16 protein-coding genes and 1 tRNA gene are annotated in these 18,054 nt (G+C 71.6%); 3 read left to right on the top strand and 14 right to left on the bottom strand.

Annotation, left to right across the window (positions count from 1 at the left end; translation table 11 throughout):
- Positions 1–14: 14 nt before the first annotated feature.
- On the top strand, positions 15–3,818 hold the full coding sequence (locus ACPPVX_RS16770; protein ID WP_426571719.1) for an ABC transporter ATP-binding protein: 3,804 nt from the start codon (positions 15–17) through the stop codon (positions 3,816–3,818).
- A gap of 24 nt (positions 3,819–3,842) precedes the next feature.
- Here the strand turns inward: ACPPVX_RS16770 and vapC are convergent, their stop codons facing one another.
- From vapC to argS, 7 genes are all read right to left on the bottom strand, one after another.
- Positions 3,843–4,232, bottom strand: a complete 390-nt coding sequence (gene vapC, locus ACPPVX_RS16765) for a type II toxin-antitoxin system VapC family toxin (RefSeq protein WP_426571718.1) — start codon at positions 4,230–4,232, stop codon at positions 3,843–3,845.
- Positions 4,226–4,438, bottom strand: a complete 213-nt coding sequence (locus ACPPVX_RS16760) for a type II toxin-antitoxin system VapB family antitoxin (protein WP_426571717.1) — start codon at positions 4,436–4,438, stop codon at positions 4,226–4,228. Before ACPPVX_RS16760 ends, vapC begins: the two co-directional genes overlap by 7 nt.
- Positions 4,439–4,471: 33 nt before the next feature.
- On the bottom strand, positions 4,472–4,834 hold the full coding sequence (locus ACPPVX_RS16755; RefSeq protein ID WP_426571716.1) for a VOC family protein: 363 nt from the start codon (positions 4,832–4,834) through the stop codon (positions 4,472–4,474).
- A 95-nt stretch (positions 4,835–4,929) separates the two neighbouring features.
- The gene (gene thrC, locus ACPPVX_RS16750; protein WP_426571715.1) at positions 4,930–6,309 is read right to left on the bottom strand and encodes a threonine synthase; all 1,380 of its coding nucleotides are present in this window, start codon (positions 6,307–6,309) and stop codon (positions 4,930–4,932) included.
- 1 nt (position 6,310) lies between these two features.
- The gene (locus ACPPVX_RS16745) at positions 6,311–7,636 is read right to left on the bottom strand and encodes a homoserine dehydrogenase (protein WP_426571714.1); all 1,326 of its coding nucleotides are present in this window, start codon (positions 7,634–7,636) and stop codon (positions 6,311–6,313) included.
- Positions 7,637–7,824: 188 nt separating this feature from the next.
- Positions 7,825–9,096, bottom strand: a complete 1,272-nt coding sequence (gene lysA / locus ACPPVX_RS16740) for a diaminopimelate decarboxylase (protein WP_426571713.1) — start codon at positions 9,094–9,096, stop codon at positions 7,825–7,827.
- 151 nt (positions 9,097–9,247) lie between these two features.
- Positions 9,248–10,858 carry an arginine--tRNA ligase gene (gene argS / locus ACPPVX_RS16735; protein WP_426571712.1) on the bottom strand — a complete coding sequence of 537 codons (1,611 nt, stop codon included), beginning with the start codon at positions 10,856–10,858 and terminating at the stop codon, positions 9,248–9,250.
- Positions 10,859–10,991: 133 nt separating this feature from the next.
- On the opposite strand from argS, the gene ACPPVX_RS16730 reads away from it, so the two are divergent.
- Positions 10,992–11,063 (top strand) — tRNA-Arg (locus tag ACPPVX_RS16730).
- Between the two features lie 54 nt (positions 11,064–11,117).
- Here ACPPVX_RS16730 and ACPPVX_RS16725 read toward each other — a convergent pair.
- Together ACPPVX_RS16725 and ACPPVX_RS16720 are read right to left on the bottom strand one after the other, a co-directional pair.
- Positions 11,118–12,119: a matrixin family metalloprotease gene (locus tag ACPPVX_RS16725; RefSeq protein WP_426571711.1), complete on the bottom strand. Its 1,002-nt coding sequence runs from the start codon at positions 12,117–12,119 to the stop codon at positions 11,118–11,120.
- 37 nt (positions 12,120–12,156) lie between these two features.
- Positions 12,157–13,404, bottom strand: a complete 1,248-nt coding sequence (locus tag ACPPVX_RS16720; protein ID WP_426571710.1) for an acyl-CoA dehydrogenase family protein — start codon at positions 13,402–13,404, stop codon at positions 12,157–12,159.
- Positions 13,405–13,467: 63 nt separating this feature from the next.
- On the opposite strand from ACPPVX_RS16720, the gene ACPPVX_RS16715 reads away from it, so the two are divergent.
- Positions 13,468–14,796, top strand: coding sequence for a Coenzyme F420 hydrogenase/dehydrogenase, beta subunit C-terminal domain (locus ACPPVX_RS16715; RefSeq protein ID WP_426571709.1), 1,329 nt, complete (start codon positions 13,468–13,470; stop codon positions 14,794–14,796).
- 82 nt (positions 14,797–14,878) lie between these two features.
- Here ACPPVX_RS16715 and ACPPVX_RS16710 read toward each other — a convergent pair whose 3' ends face one another.
- The 5 genes from ACPPVX_RS16710 to rsmI all read right to left on the bottom strand — a co-directional run bounded on the left by ACPPVX_RS16710 (position 14,879) and on the right by rsmI (position 18,043).
- On the bottom strand, positions 14,879–15,250 hold the full coding sequence (locus ACPPVX_RS16710) for a hypothetical protein (protein WP_426571708.1): 372 nt from the start codon (positions 15,248–15,250) through the stop codon (positions 14,879–14,881).
- 342 nt (positions 15,251–15,592) lie between these two features.
- Positions 15,593–15,982 (bottom strand): hypothetical protein, encoded by a 390-nt coding sequence (locus tag ACPPVX_RS16705; RefSeq protein WP_426571707.1) that lies wholly within the window; start codon positions 15,980–15,982, stop codon positions 15,593–15,595.
- Between the two features lie 10 nt (positions 15,983–15,992).
- Complete coding sequence (locus ACPPVX_RS16700) at positions 15,993–16,697, bottom strand: N-acetyltransferase family protein (protein WP_426571706.1); 705 nt, start codon at positions 16,695–16,697, stop codon at positions 15,993–15,995.
- 2 nt (positions 16,698–16,699) lie between these two features.
- Positions 16,700–17,143: a YbjQ family protein gene (locus ACPPVX_RS16695; protein WP_426571705.1), complete on the bottom strand. Its 444-nt coding sequence runs from the start codon at positions 17,141–17,143 to the stop codon at positions 16,700–16,702.
- A 96-nt stretch (positions 17,144–17,239) separates the two neighbouring features.
- Complete coding sequence (rsmI, locus tag ACPPVX_RS16690; protein WP_426571704.1) at positions 17,240–18,043, bottom strand: 16S rRNA (cytidine(1402)-2'-O)-methyltransferase; 804 nt, start codon at positions 18,041–18,043, stop codon at positions 17,240–17,242.
- Positions 18,044–18,054: the final 11 nt, after the last annotated feature.

The raw sequence follows: 18,054 nt of genomic DNA, 5'->3' as shown, positions 1-18,054 counted from the left end.
ACCCTGCCACCTGCATGACAGACGCACCTCCCCCACCCGGCTGGTTGCGCCGGCTGGGCGGTGCGCTCCGCCCCCACCGGCGCAACGTGGCCATCGCCCTCGGCGCCGCCGGCGCAGGGCAGGTCATCGCTGCGCTCACCCCGTTGGTGGAGCGCTTCATCATCGACGACGTCGTCATCGCCGGCACCTCGCCGATCATCCCGTCGCTGATCGTGCTGCTCGTGTTCGCCGCCATCCGCTTCGGCACCGCGTTCGTGCGGCGCTACTGGGCGGGCCGGGTGAGCCTCGACGTCCAGAACGACCTGCGCACCGAGGTGTACGACCACCTCCAGCGCCTCGACGTGGCCCGTCACGACGAGATGTCCACCGGACAGCTCGTGAGCCGCGCCATCTCCGACATCGGCCTGGTGCAGGGGCTGCTCGCCTTCTTGCCGATGGTGCTGTCGAACATCTTGTTCCTTGCCGTCGCCCTCGCCGCCATGCTCTGGCTCAGCCCGCTGCTCACGATGGTGGCCCTGGTCATCACGCCGATCATGGTCCTGGTGTCGATGCGGCTGCGCCGGTCGGTCTTCCCTGCCTCGTGGGACGCCCAGCAGCAGGCCGGGGCCGTGGCCGGGGTGGTCGACGAGTCGGTCAGCGGGGTCCGGGTCGTCAAGGGGTTCGGCCAGGAGGAGCGCGAGGTGGCCCGCCTGGCCGAGTCGGCCGAGCGCCTCTACGCCAGCCGCGTCCGCGCCGTCCGCCTCCAGGCCCGCTTCCAGCCGTTGCTGCAGACCCTGCCGGCGCTCGCCCAGGTGGCGGTGCTGGCCCTCGGCGGCTGGCTCGCCATCGAAGGGCGCATCTCGCTCGGCACGTTCCTGGCGTTCTCCAGCTACGTGAGCCAGCTGCAGGCGCCGGCCCGGATGCTCGCGGGGCTGGTCACCATCGGCCAGGCCGCACGCGCCGGCGTCGAGCGCGTGTTCGACCTGCTCGATGCCACCGCCACCGTCACCTCCGCCGCCGACGCTCCGCCGCTCGAGGTCACCGAGGGCCGCCTCGAGTTCCGCGACGTCACCTTCGCCTACACCCGCGGCGAGCCGGTCCTGTGCAACCTCGACCTGATGGTGGAGCCGGGTGAGACGCTCGCCCTGGTGGGCACCTCCGGCTCGGGCAAGTCCACCATCGCCCTGCTGGTCCCCCGGTTCTACGACCTCACGTCGGGGTCCATCACCGTCGACGGCACCGACGTCTCCACCGTCGACATCGCGTCGCTGCGCCAGCAGATCGGGCTGGTGTTCGAGGACACGTTCCTCTTCTCCGACTCCATCGGCGCCAACATCGCCTACGGACGCCCCGAAGCCACTCCCGAGGCCATCGAGGCCGCGGCCCGGGTGGCCGGCGCCCACGACTTCATCGCCGCCCTGGCCGACGGGTACGGCACCGAGGTGGGCGAGCGCGGGCTCACGCTCTCGGGCGGGCAGCGCCAGCGCATCGCCCTCGCGCGCGCCGTGCTCGCCGATCCGCGCATCCTGCTGCTCGACGACGCCACGTCCGCGGTCGACAGCCGCATCGAGGCCGAGATCCACCAGACCCTCCGCGAGGTGCTCGCCGGCCGTACCACGCTCCTGGTCGCCCACCGCCGGTCCACCCTGCTGCTGGCCGACCGCATCGCGGTGCTCGACGCCGGCCGGGTGGTCGACGTCGGCACCCACGACGAGCTCCAGGAGCGGTGCCGGCTCTACCGCCTGTTGCTCACCGGCCCCGGCGACGAGCTGGTCGAAGACCCCGACAACATGGCCGAACCGCCCGCCGAAGCCGCCGTCGTCGACGGCATCACGCCGGCGCTGTGGGTGCGCACCGGCACCGAGGACGACGCCACCGACCTGGCCCTCGCCGCCGCGGGCCGCCAGGACACCGGCAGCCTCGGCGCCGGCATGGGCGGCGGCGGAGGCGGAGGTGCCGGCGGGATGCTCGGCGGCATGCCGGCCACCCCCGAGCTGATGGCCCGGGTGGCGGCCCTGCCCGCGGCCACCGATGCGCCCGACCAGTCCTTCGACGACGCTCGGGCCGAGGACGCCTCGTTCAAGTTCACCCGGTTCATCCGGCCGTGGCGCAAGCAGCTGGCGCTCGGGCTCGGCCTGGTGGCGCTCGACGCGCTGGCCTCGCTCGCCGGGCCCCTGCTCATCCGCCACGGCATCGACGCCGGCATCGACGCCGATCCCCAGAGCATGCAGGCCGTCTGGGTCGCGAGCCTCGCCTACCTGTTCGTGGTCACCGCCGACTTCTTCGTGATGACGTTCGAGACGTTCATCACCGGTCGCACCGCCGAGCGATCCCTGTGGTCGCTGCGGGTGAAGGTGTTCTCCCACCTCCACCGCCTGGGCCTCGACTACTACGACCGGGAGATGGGCGGGCGGATCATGACCCGCATGACCTCCGACATCGAGGCGCTCACCCAGCTCCTCCAGACCGGCCTGGTCACCGCGGTCGTCGCCCTGCTCACCTGCGTCGGCGTCGGCATCGCCCTCGTGGTCATGGACTGGCGGCTGGCCCTCCTGGCGATGATCGTCATGCCACCGCTCGTCATCGCCACCGTCTGGTTCCGCCGCCGCTCGGGCGCCGCCTACGACGACGCCCGCGACAAGGTGGCCGTGGTCAACGCCGACTTCCAGGAGAGCCTCACCGACGTCCGTGTCGCCCAGGCGTTCACCCGGGAGGACCAGAACACCAAGCGCTTCGCCAGCCGTTCGCGCGACTACCTGGGCGCCCGCCTCCGGGCGCAGCAGCTGGTGGCGATCTACTTCCCGTTCGTCGAGTTCCTCTCGGGTGTGGCCGGTGCCATCGTGCTGGCCGGCGGCGCCGCCCTGGTGCGCAACGGGTCGCTGACCTCGGGCGCCCTCATCGCGTTCGTCCTCTACCTCGACCTCTTCTTCTCCCCCATCCAGCAGCTGTCCCAGGTGTTCGACACCTACCAGCAGGCGCGGGTGGCCCTCGTCCGCATCGGCGGCCTGCTGGCCGAGCCGTCATCGATCCCCGAGCCCGCCGACCCGGTCGAGCCCGGGGAGCTCACCGGGCGCATCGAGTTCGACGACGTGCGGTTCTCCTACTCGTCCACCGGCGTCGAGGTGCTGCACGGGGTCGACCTGGTCATCGAGCCCGGCGAGACGGTGGCGATCGTCGGCGAGACCGGCGCGGGCAAGTCCACGCTGGAGAAGCTCGTCGCCCGCTACTACGACGTCGACGGCGGCCGGGTGCTGATCGACGGGATCGACATCCGCACCCTCGACCTGGCCGGCTACCGCCAGCAGCTCGGCGTGGTGCCGCAGGAGGCCTTCCTGTTCGCCGGCACCATCCGCGACAACCTCGCCTACGGGCGGCCCGACGCGTCGGATGCGCGGGTGGAGGCCGCCGCCCGTTCGGTGGGCGCGCACGAGGTCATCGCCGCCCTGCCCGGCGGCTACCTCCACGTGGTGGGCGAACAGGGCCGGTCGCTGTCGGCCGGGCAGCGCCAGCTGCTGGCCCTGGCCCGGGCCCAGGTGGTCGATCCCAAGATCCTCCTGCTCGACGAGGCCACCGCCAACCTCGACCTGGCGAGCGAGGCCCGGGTCAGCGAGGCCATGGGCATGGTGGCGTCGGGTCGCACCGCGCTGGTGATCGCGCACCGCCTGTCCACCGCGGTGACCGCCGACAAGATCGTGGTGATGGACGAGGGCCTCGTCGCCGAGGTGGGCACCCACCACGACCTCATCGCCGCCGACGGCGTCTACGCCCGCCTCTGGGAAGCGTTCAGCGGCGAGGCCCCCGCCGCCGGCGGCGAGCCTGCCGTCGCCGCCGCCGACTGAACCGAGCTCGGTCTGGTCGGCCGATCAGGCCGCGAGGCGCAGCGGGGTGTGGGCGGCCAAGGCGACGAAGTCTCGGTCGTTGGCGAGCACGGGCACGTCGTGGCGCACGGCGACCGCTGCGATCAGGCAGTCGACCATCGAACGGACGGTCGCACCGTTGACTCGGCACATCCGGTAGAGGAGCGCCGACGACGCCCAGTCCTCGGAGGTCACCTCCAGCAGCTCGACTCGCCCGAGGAGTGCACGCAGCTGCTCGCCGTGACGACCCGACCGAGCGCCGGCGAGGACCTCCATGACGACCGGCTCCGTGAGCGCTCCTCCATCGTCGAGGAGCGCTTCGACCGCATCGGCGGTGCGGAGGTTCCCGTCGCGGAGGTACTCGATCCACGCGGACGTGTCGATCAGCGTCACCACGACTCGGGCGCACCCATCCCCGAGCGGATCTCGTCGAGGTCCGCGTCCCAGCCGGTGCCGCGCATGGCCAGCGCCTCATCGAGGGTCATGCTCCGGGCGGCCTCGCGCAAGGCCAGGTTGACCGCATCTCGCTTGGTCTTGCAGCCGTAGCGCCGCATCACGGCCGCGCAGGCGTCCTCGTCGATGTCGATGTTGGTGCGAGCCATACACCAACGATACACCAGCGATGCGCCACGGGATCAGGCCGGCTGCCAGAGCTGGATCGCGTTGCCCTCGGGGTCGCTCAGCTGGGCGAACCGGCCGTTGGGGTACTCCTCCGGATCCACCTCGACACCGATCCCCGCGGCTCGCAGCTGGGCCACCATCGCCTGCAGGTCGCGGACGCGGAAGTTGAGCCCCCAGCCGGCGGGCCCGAGCGGTGGGCCGTCGAGTTCGGCGCCGAAGGGGGCGAACGCCGTCGGGCCCGCCGCCTGCGTCCACACCTCGGCGTCGTAGGACGTCGGGATCTCGTCCACGCCGAGGTGCTCGGCGTACCACCGGCCGAGCGCCGCCGGGTCCGCCGCCGTGAAGAAGAACCCACCGATGCCGTCGACCTTTTCCATGGTTCGAGCCTGCCACCGATCCCCGACCGGCCGCTCCGACCGAGCCCGATCAGGTCACGAGCAGCGCCCGGGCAACCATCGGTGACCCGAAGGGGTCAGTGGCCGGTGAGGGCCTGGACGTGGGCTTCGAGGACGGCGAGGTCGGCCGGCTTGGTCTCGTAGGACTCCTGCCGGTCGAACAGGTCGGCGAGGTGCTCGGGAAGCTCGGGACGGATGCCGATGGCCTGCTCGACGGCGTCGGGGAACTTGGCCGGGTGGGCGGTGGCGAGGCAGATCATCGGCACGTCGGGGTCGCGCCGAGCGGCCCGGGCCGCGGCGACGCCCACCGCGGTGTGCGGATCGAGCACCACGCCCGTGGCCTCGTAGGTGCGACGGATCTCGGCCCGGGTCTGGTCGTCGTCGAACGAGGCCCCGTCGAACACCTCGGTGACCGATGCCAGGCGGGTGTCACCCGTCTCGACGCGGCCCTCGTCCTTGAACTCGGCCATGCGGTCGGCCAGGAGCAGCGGGTTGCGCTCGTAGAGCTCGAAGAGGAGGCGTTCTGCGTTGGAGGACACCTGGATGTCCATGCTCGGGCTGATGGTGGGGTGCACGCCGGTCTTCTCCATCACGCCGGTGGCGAGCCAGCGGGTGAGGATGTCGTTGCTGTTGGACCCGACCACGAGCTGGCTGATGGGGGTGCCGGTGCGGCGGGCGACCCATCCCGCGAAGACGTTGCCGAAGTTGCCGGTGGGCACGGAGAACGACACGGGCTCGCCGGCGCCGACGGCCTTGGCCGAGGTGACGTAGTAGACGACCTGGGCCATCACCCGCGCCCAGTTGATGGAGTTCATGGCCGACAGCCCCACGGTCTCACGGAAGGCGACGTCGGCGAACATCTGCTTCACGAGGTCCTGGCAGTCGTCGAACGTGCCCTCGACCGCCACGTTGTGCACGTTGGGCTCGTGGACCGTGGTCATCTGCTTGCGCTGCACGTCGCTCACCCGGCCCGCAGGGTGCAGCACGACGATGTCGAGGTTGGACCGGCCGCGGCAGGCCTCGATGGCCGCAGAGCCGGTGTCGCCGGAGGTGGCCACGACGATGGTGGCCCGCTCGCCCCTGGCCGTGAGCTCGTGGTCGAACAGCCGGCCCACCAGCTGGAGGGCCACGTCCTTGAACGCGATGGTGGGGCCCCAGAACAGCTCGAGGAGCCACAGCCCGTCGTCGATCGGGCGGACCGGGCACACCTCGGGGTGGTCGAACGTGGCGTACGCCTCGGTGACCATGGCCCGGAAGGTGGCCTCGTCGAGGGACGGAGCGACGTACGGCGCCATCACGGCGACCGCGGCGTCGACGTAGCTGGCGTCGAAGCTCAGCCCGGGCTGCTGGCGCCACTCGTCGGGCACGTAGAGGCCGCCGTCGGTGGCCAAGCCGGCGAGGAGCACGTCGCCGAACTCCAGGACGGGAGCCTGGCCTCGCGTGGACACGTACTTCACGTCACGCCTCCTGGTCGTCGCCGATCACCCGCAGCACGGAGGTGATCCGGTGGATGACGTCGAGCTCCCGCAGGTCTTCGAGCGTGGCCTGCACGTCGGCCTCGCGAGCCTGGTGGGTGATGAAGATGAGGCGGGCGTCGGCGCCGACGCCTTCCTGCTCGAGCGAGCGGATGGAGACCGCGTGGCGCTCGAACGCCTCGGCGACGGCGCGCAGCACGCCCGGCCGGTCGACCACGTCGAGGTTGACGTAGTAGCTGGAGTGCAGCTCGTCGATGGGACGGATCGGGCGGCGGGTGAGGGTGAGGAGGTCGGCGTGGGTGCCCTTGCGGAGGTTGCCCGCGGCATCGACCAGGTCGCCCAGCACGGCCGACCCGGTGGGATCGCCACCGGCCCCGCGGCCGTAGAACATGAGGTCGCCGACCGCAGCGCCTTCGACGAACACGGCGTTGAACGAGTCCCGGACGCCGGCGAGCGGGTGCGACGTCGGGACCATGGCCGGGTGCACGCGCACGGCGACCTCGTCGGGACCACCGGCCACGGGCACCAGCTCGGCCACGGCCAGCAGCTTGATGACGTAGCCGAGGCGGCCGGCGAACTCGATGTCGATGGCCGAGATGTTGGAGATGCCCTCGTGGTACACGTCGCCGGCCACGACCTTGGCCCCGAACGCCAGCGAGGCGAGGATGGCCGCCTTGGCCCCGGCGTCGAAGCCCTCCACGTCGGCGGTGGGGTCTCGTTCGGCGTAGCCCAGCTCCTGGGCCTCGGCCAGCGCCTCGCCGTAGCTCGTGCCCTGCTCGGACATGCGGGTGAGGATGAAGTTGGTGGTGCCGTTGACGATGCCCATGATGCGGCGCACGTCTTCACCCGCGAGCGACTCGCGCAGCGGGCGCAGGATCGGGATGCCGCCGGCCACGGCCGCCTCGAACAGCAGGTCGACGCCGGCGGCGGAGGCGGCGGCGTAGAGCTCGGCGCCGTGGTTGGCCAGCAGCTCCTTGTTGGCGGTGATGACCGGCTTGCCGGCGGCCATGGCCGCGAGGATCAGCTCCCGGGCCGGCTCGATGCCGCCGATCACCTCGACGACCACGTCGATGTCGGGGTCGGCGACCACCTCGTTGGCGTCCCGGGTGAGGATCGACTCGTCGAGGTCCACGGGCCGCTTCCGGGTGAGGCTGCGGACGGCCACGCGGGCGATCTCGAGCTTGGTGCCGGTGCGGGCCGCGATCTCGTCGCCACGGTCGGCCACCAGCTGCACGAGGGCTGCGCCCACGTTGCCGCAGCCCAGCACGCCCACCCGCACCACGGACTTGTCAGAGGTCGTCTCGCTCACGGAGCGAGGCTACCGGTCGGCCCGACGGCGCCCCGAACGAGAACGCCACCCCCATCGGACCTGGCACCCATCCCGGACACCACCGTCCCGGAACCCTGCCGGGTTCCAGACCCCCATCGGACCTGGCACCCATGTCGGACACCACCGTCGTGGAACCGTGCCGGGTGGTTCGGGAGGTGGCCGGCGGGTCAGCCGACGTCGGTGGCGAGGAGGTCGGCCTCGGTCTCGCGGCGGATCACGAGCCGGGCCTGGCCATCGGCCACGAACACCACGGCGGGACGCGGCAGCAGGTTGTAGTTGGAGCCCATCGAGCGGCCGTAGGCCCCCGTGACCGGCGTGGCGATGAGGTCGCCGACGACCAGCCCGGCGGGCACCTTGGCCTCGGACACCAGGACGTCGCCGGACTCGCAGTGCTTGCCGACCAGGCGCACGACCTCGGTGCGGTCGGCGGTGACGGCGGCGGGGACGAAGGTCTCGTAGCCAGAGCCGTAGAGCGCGGGGCGCGGGTTGTCGATGAAGCCGCCGTCGACGGCCACGAAGGTGCGGATGCTCGGCACCTCCTTGATGGTGCCCACCCGGTAGACGGTGATCCCGGCGGCCGCGGCGATGGCCCGGCCCGGCTCGGCGGAGACCCGGGCGGTGATGCCGGCGTGGTCGCAGGCCTTGCGGACCACCGCGCCCCACTCGGTGATGCTGGGGGCTTCCTCGCCCTCGATGTAGGCCACGCCGATGCCGCCACCGATGGAGAGCTCGGGGAGCCCCGTCTGGTTGACGAACGGGGCGAGCGCCTCGATGGCCTGCTCGAAGAACCCGGCCACGAACACCTGCGAGCCGATGTGGGCGTGGATGCCGACCAGCTCGACGGCGTCCATGGCCCGGGCCCGCTCGACCGCCCTGGCCGCGTCGCCCACCTTCAGCCCGAAGCCGAACTTGGAGTCGTCCTGGCCGGTCATCACGAACTCGTGGGTGTGGGCTTCGACGCCCGGGGTGATGCGCAGGAGGATCTGCGGGACGATGCCGTCGGCACCGAAGAGGCCTTCGAGCCGGTCGAGCTCGTCGAAGCTGTCGACGACGATGCGGCCCACGCCCGCGTCGCGAGCGGTGATCAGCTCCTCGTCGCTCTTGTTGTTGCCGTGGAGGACGATGCGGTCGGCCGGCACCCCTGCCGACAGCGCGACGGCCAGCTCGCCACCGCTGGCCACGTCGAGGTGCATGCCCTGCTCGTGGGCCAGGCGCGCCATAGCGCGGCACAGGAACGCCTTGGTGGCGTAGGCCACCCCGTCGCCGAACGCGGCCACCGCTTCGGCGCACCGGGCCTTCAGCTGGGCTTCGTCGTAGACGAACAGCGGCGTGCCGAACTCCTCGGCCAGCTCGGCGAGGTCGCAGCCGCCGACGAGCAGCTGACCGTCGACCCCGACCGTGCTCGAGTCGGGCAGCAGCCCCCAGGGCAGCGCGCTCACGCGGCACCCCCCGTCGTCGCCTGGTCGATCGTCCACCCCACCGGGGGAAGATCGACCACAGGATCGGAGGCGCGGACGGCCGCGGATCCTTGTGGTCGATCGTCCACCTCCCAGGGGGAAGATCGACCAGAAAGGAGGGGGGTGCGGGTGCTCACATGGACTCCGGGGCGCTGACGCCGAGCAGGTCGAGGCCGATGGCGAAGCCGATGCGAGCCGACTCGACCAGCCAGAGGCGCGCCTGGGTGAGCTCGGGGCTGACCCCATCACCCATCACGTAGCAGTCGTGGTAGAAGCCGTGGAACCGGTCGGCCAGCTCGCGCACCCAGGTGGCGACCTTGTGCGGGGCGCGGTCGGTGGTGGCGATGCGGACGATGTCGGGCAGCTCGGAGAGCGTGCGCAGCAGCTCGAGCTCGCGCTCGTGGGTGAGCAGACCGAGGCTCACCTGGTCGACGGGGAGGCGGGTGACGCCGCGCTCGGCCGCCACCCGGTTGATCGAGGCGATCCGGGTGTGGGCGTACTGCACGTAGAAGACCGGCGACTCCTTCGACTCGGAGCGCACCTTCTCGAGATCGATGGTGACGGCCTGGTCGATCGAGGCCAGCAGCGAGAGGAGCCGGGTGGCGTCGGCGCCGATGTCGGCGACGATGTCATCGAGGTCGACGGCGTTGCCGAGCCGCTTGCCCATGCGGCCGCTGGCGAGCGACACCATCTGCCCGAGCCGCACCTCGATGCGGTCCTTGCTGACGCCGAGCGCCTGCACGCCCGCCACCAGAGAGGCCACCTGGCCGTGGTGGTCGGCGCCCCACACGTTGATGACCCGGTCGAAGCCCCGGGTGATGAACTTGTTGCGGTGATAGGCGATGTCGCCGGCGAGGTACGTGTAGTCGCCGTTGCCCTTGCGCAGCACCCGGCGCTCTCGTGGGTCGCCGAACTCCTTCGACTCGAACCAGAGGGCGCCGTCCTCTTCGGTGACGAGACCCTTGGCCTGCAGCTCGGCCACCGTCTCGGCCACCGCCGAGCTCTCCTCGATGGAGGCCTGGCTGTACCACTCGTCGTAGTGGATGTGGATGGACTCCATGGTGGTGCGGATGCCACCGAGGATCCGCTCCGCGGCCCACTGGCCGGCGACGGTCACGTCGTCGGGGCCGTCGTAGCCCTTGGCGATGTCGGCCACGTACGCACCGGGGTACCCGTCCTCGGGCACCGGCTCGCCCTTGTGGTGGGCCAGCAGGCTGGCGCCGAGGCGGCGGATCTGCCCGCCGGTGTCGTTGACGTAGTACTCCCGGCTGACGACGTGGCCGGTGCGGGCCAGGAGCCGGGCGAGGGCATCGCCGTACGACGCGAACCAGCCGTTGCCGACGTGGATGGGCCCGGTGGGGTTGGCCGACACGAACTCGACCATGACCTTCTCGCCGTGGCCCAGCTCGGGCGTGGCGTAGGACTCGACGCCCGAGGCCACCACCTCGGACAGCACGTCGTGCAGCCACGTGGGGGCGAGGCGGAAGTTCACGAAGCCGGGACCGGCGATCTCGACGGACACCACGTGCTTCGGCAGGTTGGCGTTGAGGTGCTCGACGAGCTGGGCGGCCAGCTCACGGGGGTTGCGGCCGGCCTTCTTGGCCGAGGCCAGCGCCACGTTGGACGACCAGTCGCCGTGCTCCCGGTTGGCCGGTCGCTCCATCGAGACCTGCTCCGGAAGCGGTTCGACGGCGAGCGCCACCAGGGCGCCGCGCACGGCTTCGGCGAGGTCATCGCGGATCACGGCAGATGGTCCTTCCAGGACGGACGGGTGTGGACTGGCGAGGCTACCTGCGCCCCTCTCACGCCTCCCCAACCGATGCGTCGGACCAACCGCTTTGGGCAGGTGCAGGGCACGATCTAGGGTGACGACCCCTGCCCTCGTAGCTCAGGGGATAGAGCATCGCCCTCCGGAGGCGTGTGCGGGCGTTCGAATCGCCCCGAGGGCACAAGGACGATCGGCCCGGCGCTCCAGCGCCGGGCCGCTTCGCGCCCGTGGGAGCTCAGAGGGCGGGGCGGCAGGTTCCCGACCCGAGCTGGTGCAGGCCGGCGAGGTCGCCCGAGCCCCAGTCGAGCGCGCTGCGCTCGCGGGCAGACGGGTACATGAGCTGGTGGGCGTCGTCGACGTGGTCCAGCCCGACCAGGTGGCCGGCCTCGTGCTGGACGATGGCCCGGGCCCGGTCGCCCGACACCGATCCCGCGCCGGCGAAGACGTCGGTGTCGAGGATGATGACGCCGCTCACGTACGCCAGCTCGTCGCGCTGCGGATCGGTCGCCGCGAGGGGCACGGTCAACCCGGCCACCGCCCCGCCCAGCTCGGGCGTGGCCTCCTCGTCGGACCAGGCGATCAGGACGGGCGCCCACCGGTCGCCGTAGCGGCCAGGCTGGAAGGGCGGTCGGTTCACCGATGCCGCCTCGTCGGTCTCCCCTGCCGCCTCGAACTCGAGCCCCGTCGCCTCCGAGGTGCGCCGGATGGCACCGCGGATCACCTCGTCACCCGACGCCGGTGCTCCGGCCGGGTTGACGACGTAGCGGATCGGCCGGCACGGGTCCCAGGTCACGGGCGAGCCGTCGGCGTGCGAGTGGATGAAGGCGAACGGGCCCGGATCTCGCGGGGACGGAGGCGGCTTGCCGAGCGGCGAGCGCGCCGCCGAGAGATCGGGGGCGGGGTGGCCGGAGCTGAGGTCGCCGCCGGAGCCGGTGCTGTGGACGCTCATGCGCCAGACCGCGAGCCCGATCAGCGGCACCAGGACCAGGCCGAGCACGATCCACCCCCGGCGCTGACGGCGGCGCACCCGCCTCGCCTCGTGCGCTCGCGCCGCACCATCGGCGGCCACCCGGGCCGCGAGCGACGAGGCGCGCTCGGCGCGCCGGGCCGCCTCGGCGCGGTCCTGCGCGCTCGGCTCACGCACCGTTGCGGCCCGGGCGAACTCCGGGTCGAGGAGCGCGCGGAACGGATCGTCCCCCGGCACCTCGTCGTCTGGACCGGCCGACTCGTCCGCCACCGCGGCAACCGTACGCGGGCCGGGCGGCGGAGGGCGGCTACTTGGCCGGGGTCGGGGGCTTGGGCTCGCGCGGGAGGCCCAAGAAGCGCTCGCCGACGATGTTGCGCTGGATCTCGGCGGTGCCGCCCCAGATGGTCTCGGACCGGCTGAAGAAGAACGACGACATCATCGGGCTGGGCTTGTACGAGTCTCGGCCCTTGGCCCGCATGACCGCCGGCCACGCTCCGCTGGCCGGGCCGCTGTCGACGAGCATCGAGGCGGCGCCGAAGATGTTCAGCGCCAGCTCCATGGCGTCGCGGTGCATCTCCGACCAGAACATCTTGTTGGTGAGGCTGAGCGAGATGACGCCCATGTCCTTGGTGCCGTTGAGCGTCTGGGTGAGGCCGCGCAGCCCGTTGATGCGCAGGATCTGGATCTTGGAGTAGTAGCGGGTCAGGCCCTGGCGCACGATCGGATCGCTGATCTTGCCGTTGGCCTTGGCCTCGTCGACCATGAGGTTGAACTCCTGCTGGAAGCGCCGGTAGCCGGTGGTGGCCGACATGCCGCGCTCGTGGCTGAGGGTGGAGTTGGCCACCTTCCAGCCGTCGTTCAGGCCGCCCACGACGTTGTCCTTGGGGCAGCGGGCGTCGGTGAAGAACACCTCGTTGAACTCGGCGGTGCCATCGGGCTGCACGATGCCGCGCACCTCGATGCCGTCCTGCTGCATCGGCACGAGCAGGTACGAGATGCCCTTGTGCTTGGGCGCCTCGGGGTCGGTGCGGGCGAGGAGGAAGCAGTAGTCGGCGAACTGGGCCTGGGTGGTCCAGACCTTCTGGCCGTTGATGACCCACTCGTCGCCGTCGAGCACGGCGGTGGTCTTCAGCGAGGCCAGGTCGGAGCCGGAGTCGGGCTCGGAGAAGCCCTGGCACCACGCCATCTCGCCCTTCATGATGGCCGGGAGGAAGTGCTTCTTCTGCTCCTCGGTGCCGTGCTGGAGGATGGTGGGGCCGACGAGCGTGTCGCCGAAGAAGTCGGCGCGCAGCGGAGCCTTGGCCCGGGCGAACTCCTCGGCCAGCACCACGTTCTCCATGGTGGACAAGCCCTTGCCGCCGTACTCCTTGGGCCACGACGCGCAGATCCAACCGCCGCCGTAGAGCTTGGCGGGCCAGGCCTCGTTGAACGCCTTCTTCTCGTCGGCGGTCTGCTCGAACCCCTCGTCGAACCAGCCGGCGGGGAGGTTCTCCTCCAGCCAGCCCCGGATCTGGGTGCGGAACGCTTCTGCTTCGGGCGGGTAGGTCAGGTCCATGCGCCCATCTTGACCCGCCGGTCAACGGGCGTGCCACCCGTTCGATGCCGCTAGGTTCGGCTCATGACGGTGACCGAAGCCCCCGCCGGCGACGCCCTTGCTCCCGAGCCCTCCTTCACCCGTGAGGAGGGCCGCTGGACGCACCAGTGGAAGGAGCTGTACGAGGAGGTCATCACCTCCGGGCTGTGCACCGGCTGCTCCGCCTGCGTGATCGCGTGCCCCCACGACGTCATCGGCTACGAGCACAAGGAGGGCGGCTACAAGCCCTTCCACATCGAAGATGAGCTCGGCCCCGGCGACTGCACCCACGGCCAGAAGGGCTGCACCAGCTGCACCCGGGCGTGCCCCCGCTTCCGCGACTGGGAGCCCACGGCCGACGAGCACCTGTTCGCTCGGGTCCGCGAGACCGAGGAGATCCACGGCATCGCCGAGCAGGTCCTGCTGGTCCGTGCCGCCGACGACCACGTCCACGAGACGGGCCAGGACGGCGGCCTGGTGTCGGCCATCCTCATCTGGCTGCTCGACGAGGGCTACATCGACGGCGCCCTGGTGTCGGGCCTCGAAGGCGACGGCTCCAGCTGGAGGGCCAAGCCCATGGTCGCCACCAACAAGGACGAGGTGCTGGCCACCGCCGGCAGCCGCTACACGTACTCCGCCAACTGGCTCGCCTACGACGAGGCCAGGGAGAAGGGGCTCGAGAACCTGGCCCTCGTGGGGATGGGCTGCCAGACCTCGGCGGCCCCCGTCATGTGGGCCCGCAAGATCGGCAAGGTCGGCAAGCCGGTGAAGTTCAACATCGGCCTGCTCTGCTCCAAGACGTTCGACGACCGCATCTTCGACGAGCTGTTCGACGCCAAGTACGGCATCAAGCGCGAGACCATCAAGAAGATGAACATCAAGGGCGTGTTCCAGATCTGGACGCACGACGGCGAGTACCACGAGGTGCCGCTCAAGGAGTGCCACGCCTGGACCCGAGAGGGCTGCAACCACTGCCCCGACTTCGCCGCCGAGCACGCCGACATCTCCACCGGCGGCATCGGCAAGTTCAACGACTACACGCTCACCGTCGTGCGCACCGAGCTGGGCCGCGAGGTCATGACCCGCATGGCCAAGGCCGGCGTCATCGAGGTGAAGCCGGCCGAGGAGGACCCCGCCGCCATCGTCTTGATGGACCGCCTGTCCCGGGTGAGCCGCAACCGCTGGCCCGAGCAGGCCATCGGCTTCCCCAAGCTGATGCCCCCGCCCCCGCCCAAGAAGAAGAAGGCGGCCGCGCCGGCCGCCGAAGCGGGCCCCAAGCCCGAGGCGGCGGCGAAGGCCGAGGGCGCCGAGCCGGCCAAGGCCGACGCCGAGCTCAAGCCGGCGTCACCGCCGGCCGAGCCGCCCACCGCCTGAGCAAGGCCCACCGCCTGGGCAAGGGCCCGGGCGCGGGGAACCGGCGCGGCCCGCGCCGATCAGCGCAGGCCCACCAGCCGGATCAGGAAGCGTCGGCCTTGCAGGAGCTGAAGGCCTTGATGAACGAGTCGGGCAGCGGGCCGCCCTCGTCGTCCATCCGCGCCTTGGTCTTCTTGAAGTCGGAGTACGGCACGTTCTTCTTGTACGCCGCGAAGACGCAGGTGCAGTAGTCCTTGGGCGACGCGATCTTGGTGACGTCGGCCTGGCCCTTGGCATCGGCGTTGCTGTTGTCGGACTTGGCGACGCTCTCGCAGCCCTCGATGAAGTTGTCCCGGGCCCCGTCGTAGCTGCTGGGGGCGCGCTGAGCGGCGCTGCAGCCCCCGAGCATGATGAGGGAGACGGCCGCCAGGGCCACCACGCGGGTGGCTCGACGACGGATCGGGGTTGCGGACACGCCTGGCTCCTTGTTCACGACCCGGCCACGCTAGTGCCGACCGGGACGCCGACCGAAGTCGGCGGAGGGGCTGCAACCGCCCCCAGGACGCGGGACGGGGGTGCCGGTGAAACCGACACCCCCGACACCATTCCGACCGACGCTCCCCCCGAACCGTCTGCCGGACATCTCCCCCCGCACCTTGCGATGCAGAACGATCCTTGAGCCGAGGACCAAGTTTCGCTGAACGAGATTCAACACGGAACGATGTCATCGTGCATAGGCCATATGGCCTATTTTCGAGTGATTATTCGGGTTTTGCGGGCGTGACCTGCGGTTGGTTACCCATCGGTCACTCTGCGGTCACACCAGCGGCTCCGGCGGGTCCCTCCGGACGATGCACAGACTGCCCGCCGGATCGTCGGGATCGAGGATCAGCCGGATGGGCAGGTCGTGCGGCTCGCCGTCGGCATCGACCTCGATGACGATCTGCTCGTCCCGCTTGGGCTCGAGCACCTCGCGCAGGCCGAGGGCCGATCCGGTGATCACCGCCCCGAGCAGGGAGCTGCGGCTCCACGCCACCAGCTTCGACGTGGCCGGCCGGTCACGCAGGTAGTCGGGCGGTTCCCAGGCGTCGAGGACCGCCATGACCTCGGCGTCGTAGTCGTGGTCGAGGCCGTCGTCGGGGCCGGTGTGGGAGGACCCGGCGTCGCGGGGGTCGGGCGGCTGGCTCGATCCGTGCGCCTCCTCCATGGCCGGCAGCCTACGGGGAGCCGGGAGCGAGTCGGCGGGCGTACCGAACCTCCTCGAAGGCCACCACCCCGAGGTCGACGGGGACGATCCGGCCGGTGGGCCGCCAGCCGTGCGCCTCGTAGAACGCCTGGGCAGAGGGGTTGGTGGCCAACGTGGACAGCTCGGCGCGGACGTACCCCACCGAGCGGAACCAGTCCTCGGCCTCGGCCAGCAACCGGCCCCCGCCCCCACGGCCCTGGGCGGTGGGATCGACGTAGAGCTCGTAGACCTCGCCGCTGTCGGGGCGGGTGGGATCGGCATCGTCAGGATGGACCGGTCCGGCATCGAGGTAGCCGAACACGGTGCCCGGGCGGCCCCACACCAGGAGGCGGTGGCGGCGCGACGGCGGGAGCATCGCCCGCCCCACCCAGAACGACGCCGGTGGCACCACGCCACGAGCGTCGAGGAACGAATCGGCCAGCACGCCGCCGCGGTAGTTGGCGCCGAACGCCCGCCACTTGATCGCGGCGATCGCGGCCCCGTCGGTGGGGGCGGCGACCCGGATGGGCTCGTCGGGACCCGGCGCTCCCGCGAACGGTGGCGGGAGCGACAGCCCGAACCGGCGTCGGATCAGCGCTGCGGTGCGCGCCGCGGAGGCGGTGGGCTCCGCGGGCGGTGGGTCGCCGGGCTCGGTGACGAGGCGCAGGAGGTCGGCGGTGGGATCGGCGATGACCACGCTCAGGTGCCGGGCACGCCGCTGGGGGCCTGGCCGGGTGCCCACTCGCTGACCTGGACCCCGTAGCCGCTCTGGTGCGGCATCTGCCCCTGCTGGACCATCGCCTCGTACTGGTCCTTGGCGTAGTCGCTCTGGGGCGTGACCCACACCGCCGTGCCGTACGCGCAGATCTCGGACCACTGGCCGAACGCGCCGCCGTCGAAGCGCATGCCGAGCACGGCGTTGGCGCCGCGGCCCTGGGCCTCGGTGACCATGCGGGCCATGGCCTCGTTGCGGCTCTGCACGAGCAGCTTGGTGAACTCGGGGATCTCGCCCCCGCCGATCGAGCGGAGCCCGGCGACGCAGCCGGCGCCCATGTTGCGGGCCCGGACGGTCAGCCCGAACACCTCACCGAGCGTCGCGGTGACGTCGTAGCCGGCCAGGTCGAAGGTGGTGGAGATGAGCATCGCCGGACCGTAGACCCGCCCCCGCCGACCCGCACCCGCCGCGTTCGGGTCGCCCGGCCACCTCGGGGGTGGTTCCGTGACCTGAGATCGGCGGGGTCAGGAGGTGGCGAGGGCGTAGACGCGGCGCTTGGCGACGCCGAGGTCGGCCGCCACCTCGGTGACCGCGTCGCGGGTGGAGGCGCCGGCCGCTCGGGCCTGGGCGAGGGCGGCGGCGATGTCGCCGTCGGTCACCTCGGCAGGCTCGGGGGCACCGTCGAGGACCAGCACGTACTCGCCGCGGGGCTCCACGTCGGCGGCGTGCTGCACGGCGCCGGCCAGCGTCCCCCGCCAGTGCTCCTCGTGTAGCTTGGTCAGCTCCCGAGCCAGCACGATGCGCCGGTCGCCGCCGCACGACGCCGCGAGGTCGGCCAGGGTGCGCGCCACACGGTGAGGCGCCTCGTAGAGCACGACCGTGCGGCGCTCGCCGACGATGGCCGCCAGGCGCTCGGTGCGCCCGGAGCCCTTGCGGGGCAGGAACCCCTCGAACGCGAACCGGCCCGCCGGCAGCCCGCTGGCCACCAGCGCGCTGATGGCGGCCGACGGGCCGGGCACCACCTCGATGGTGAACCCGGCCTCGGCCGCGGCCGCCACGAGCCGCTCGCCAGGATCGGAGATGCCCGGCATCCCGGCGTCGGACACGACGGCCACCACCTCGCCCCGGCCGAGTCGGGCGAGGACGTCGCCCACGGCCCCGTCCTCGGTGTGGTCGTTGACGACGCGCAGCGCCGCGGCGCGGATGCCGGCGTGCTGGAGCAGCCGGCCGGTGCGCCGGGTGTCCTCGCAGCAGACGAGGTCGGCGGCGGCGAGCGTCTCGATGGCGCGCGGCGTCAGGTCGCCCAGGTTGCCGATGGGCGTGCCCACCAGCACCAGGC

Origin of the sequence: Aquihabitans sp. McL0605, assembly GCF_049993875.1 — a bacterium.
Taxonomy (GTDB): domain Bacteria; phylum Actinomycetota; class Acidimicrobiia; order Acidimicrobiales; family Iamiaceae; genus Aquihabitans.
Note: the sequence above shows the minus strand (reverse complement) of the source record. Positions and strands in the feature narration are given on the sequence as shown.

Excerpts from the sequence above, each read along its gene's own strand:
- ACPPVX_RS16760 (WP_426571717.1), bottom strand. The coding sequence starts at position 4,438 with ATGGCTCGCACCAACATCGACATCGACGAGGACGCCTGCGCGGCCGTG.
- ACPPVX_RS16705 (WP_426571707.1), bottom strand. The coding sequence starts at position 15,982 with ATGGAGGAGGCGCACGGATCGAGCCAGCCGCCCGACCCCCGCGACGCC.
- ACPPVX_RS16755 (WP_426571716.1), bottom strand. The coding sequence starts at position 4,834 with ATGGAAAAGGTCGACGGCATCGGTGGGTTCTTCTTCACGGCGGCGGAC.
- ACPPVX_RS16715 (WP_426571709.1), top strand. The coding sequence starts at position 13,468 with ATGACGGTGACCGAAGCCCCCGCCGGCGACGCCCTTGCTCCCGAGCCC.
- ACPPVX_RS16720 (WP_426571710.1), bottom strand. The coding sequence starts at position 13,404 with ATGGACCTGACCTACCCGCCCGAAGCAGAAGCGTTCCGCACCCAGATC.
- ACPPVX_RS16770 (WP_426571719.1), top strand. The coding sequence starts at position 15 with ATGACAGACGCACCTCCCCCACCCGGCTGGTTGCGCCGGCTGGGCGGT.
- ACPPVX_RS16695 (WP_426571705.1), bottom strand. The coding sequence starts at position 17,143 with ATGCTCATCTCCACCACCTTCGACCTGGCCGGCTACGACGTCACCGCG.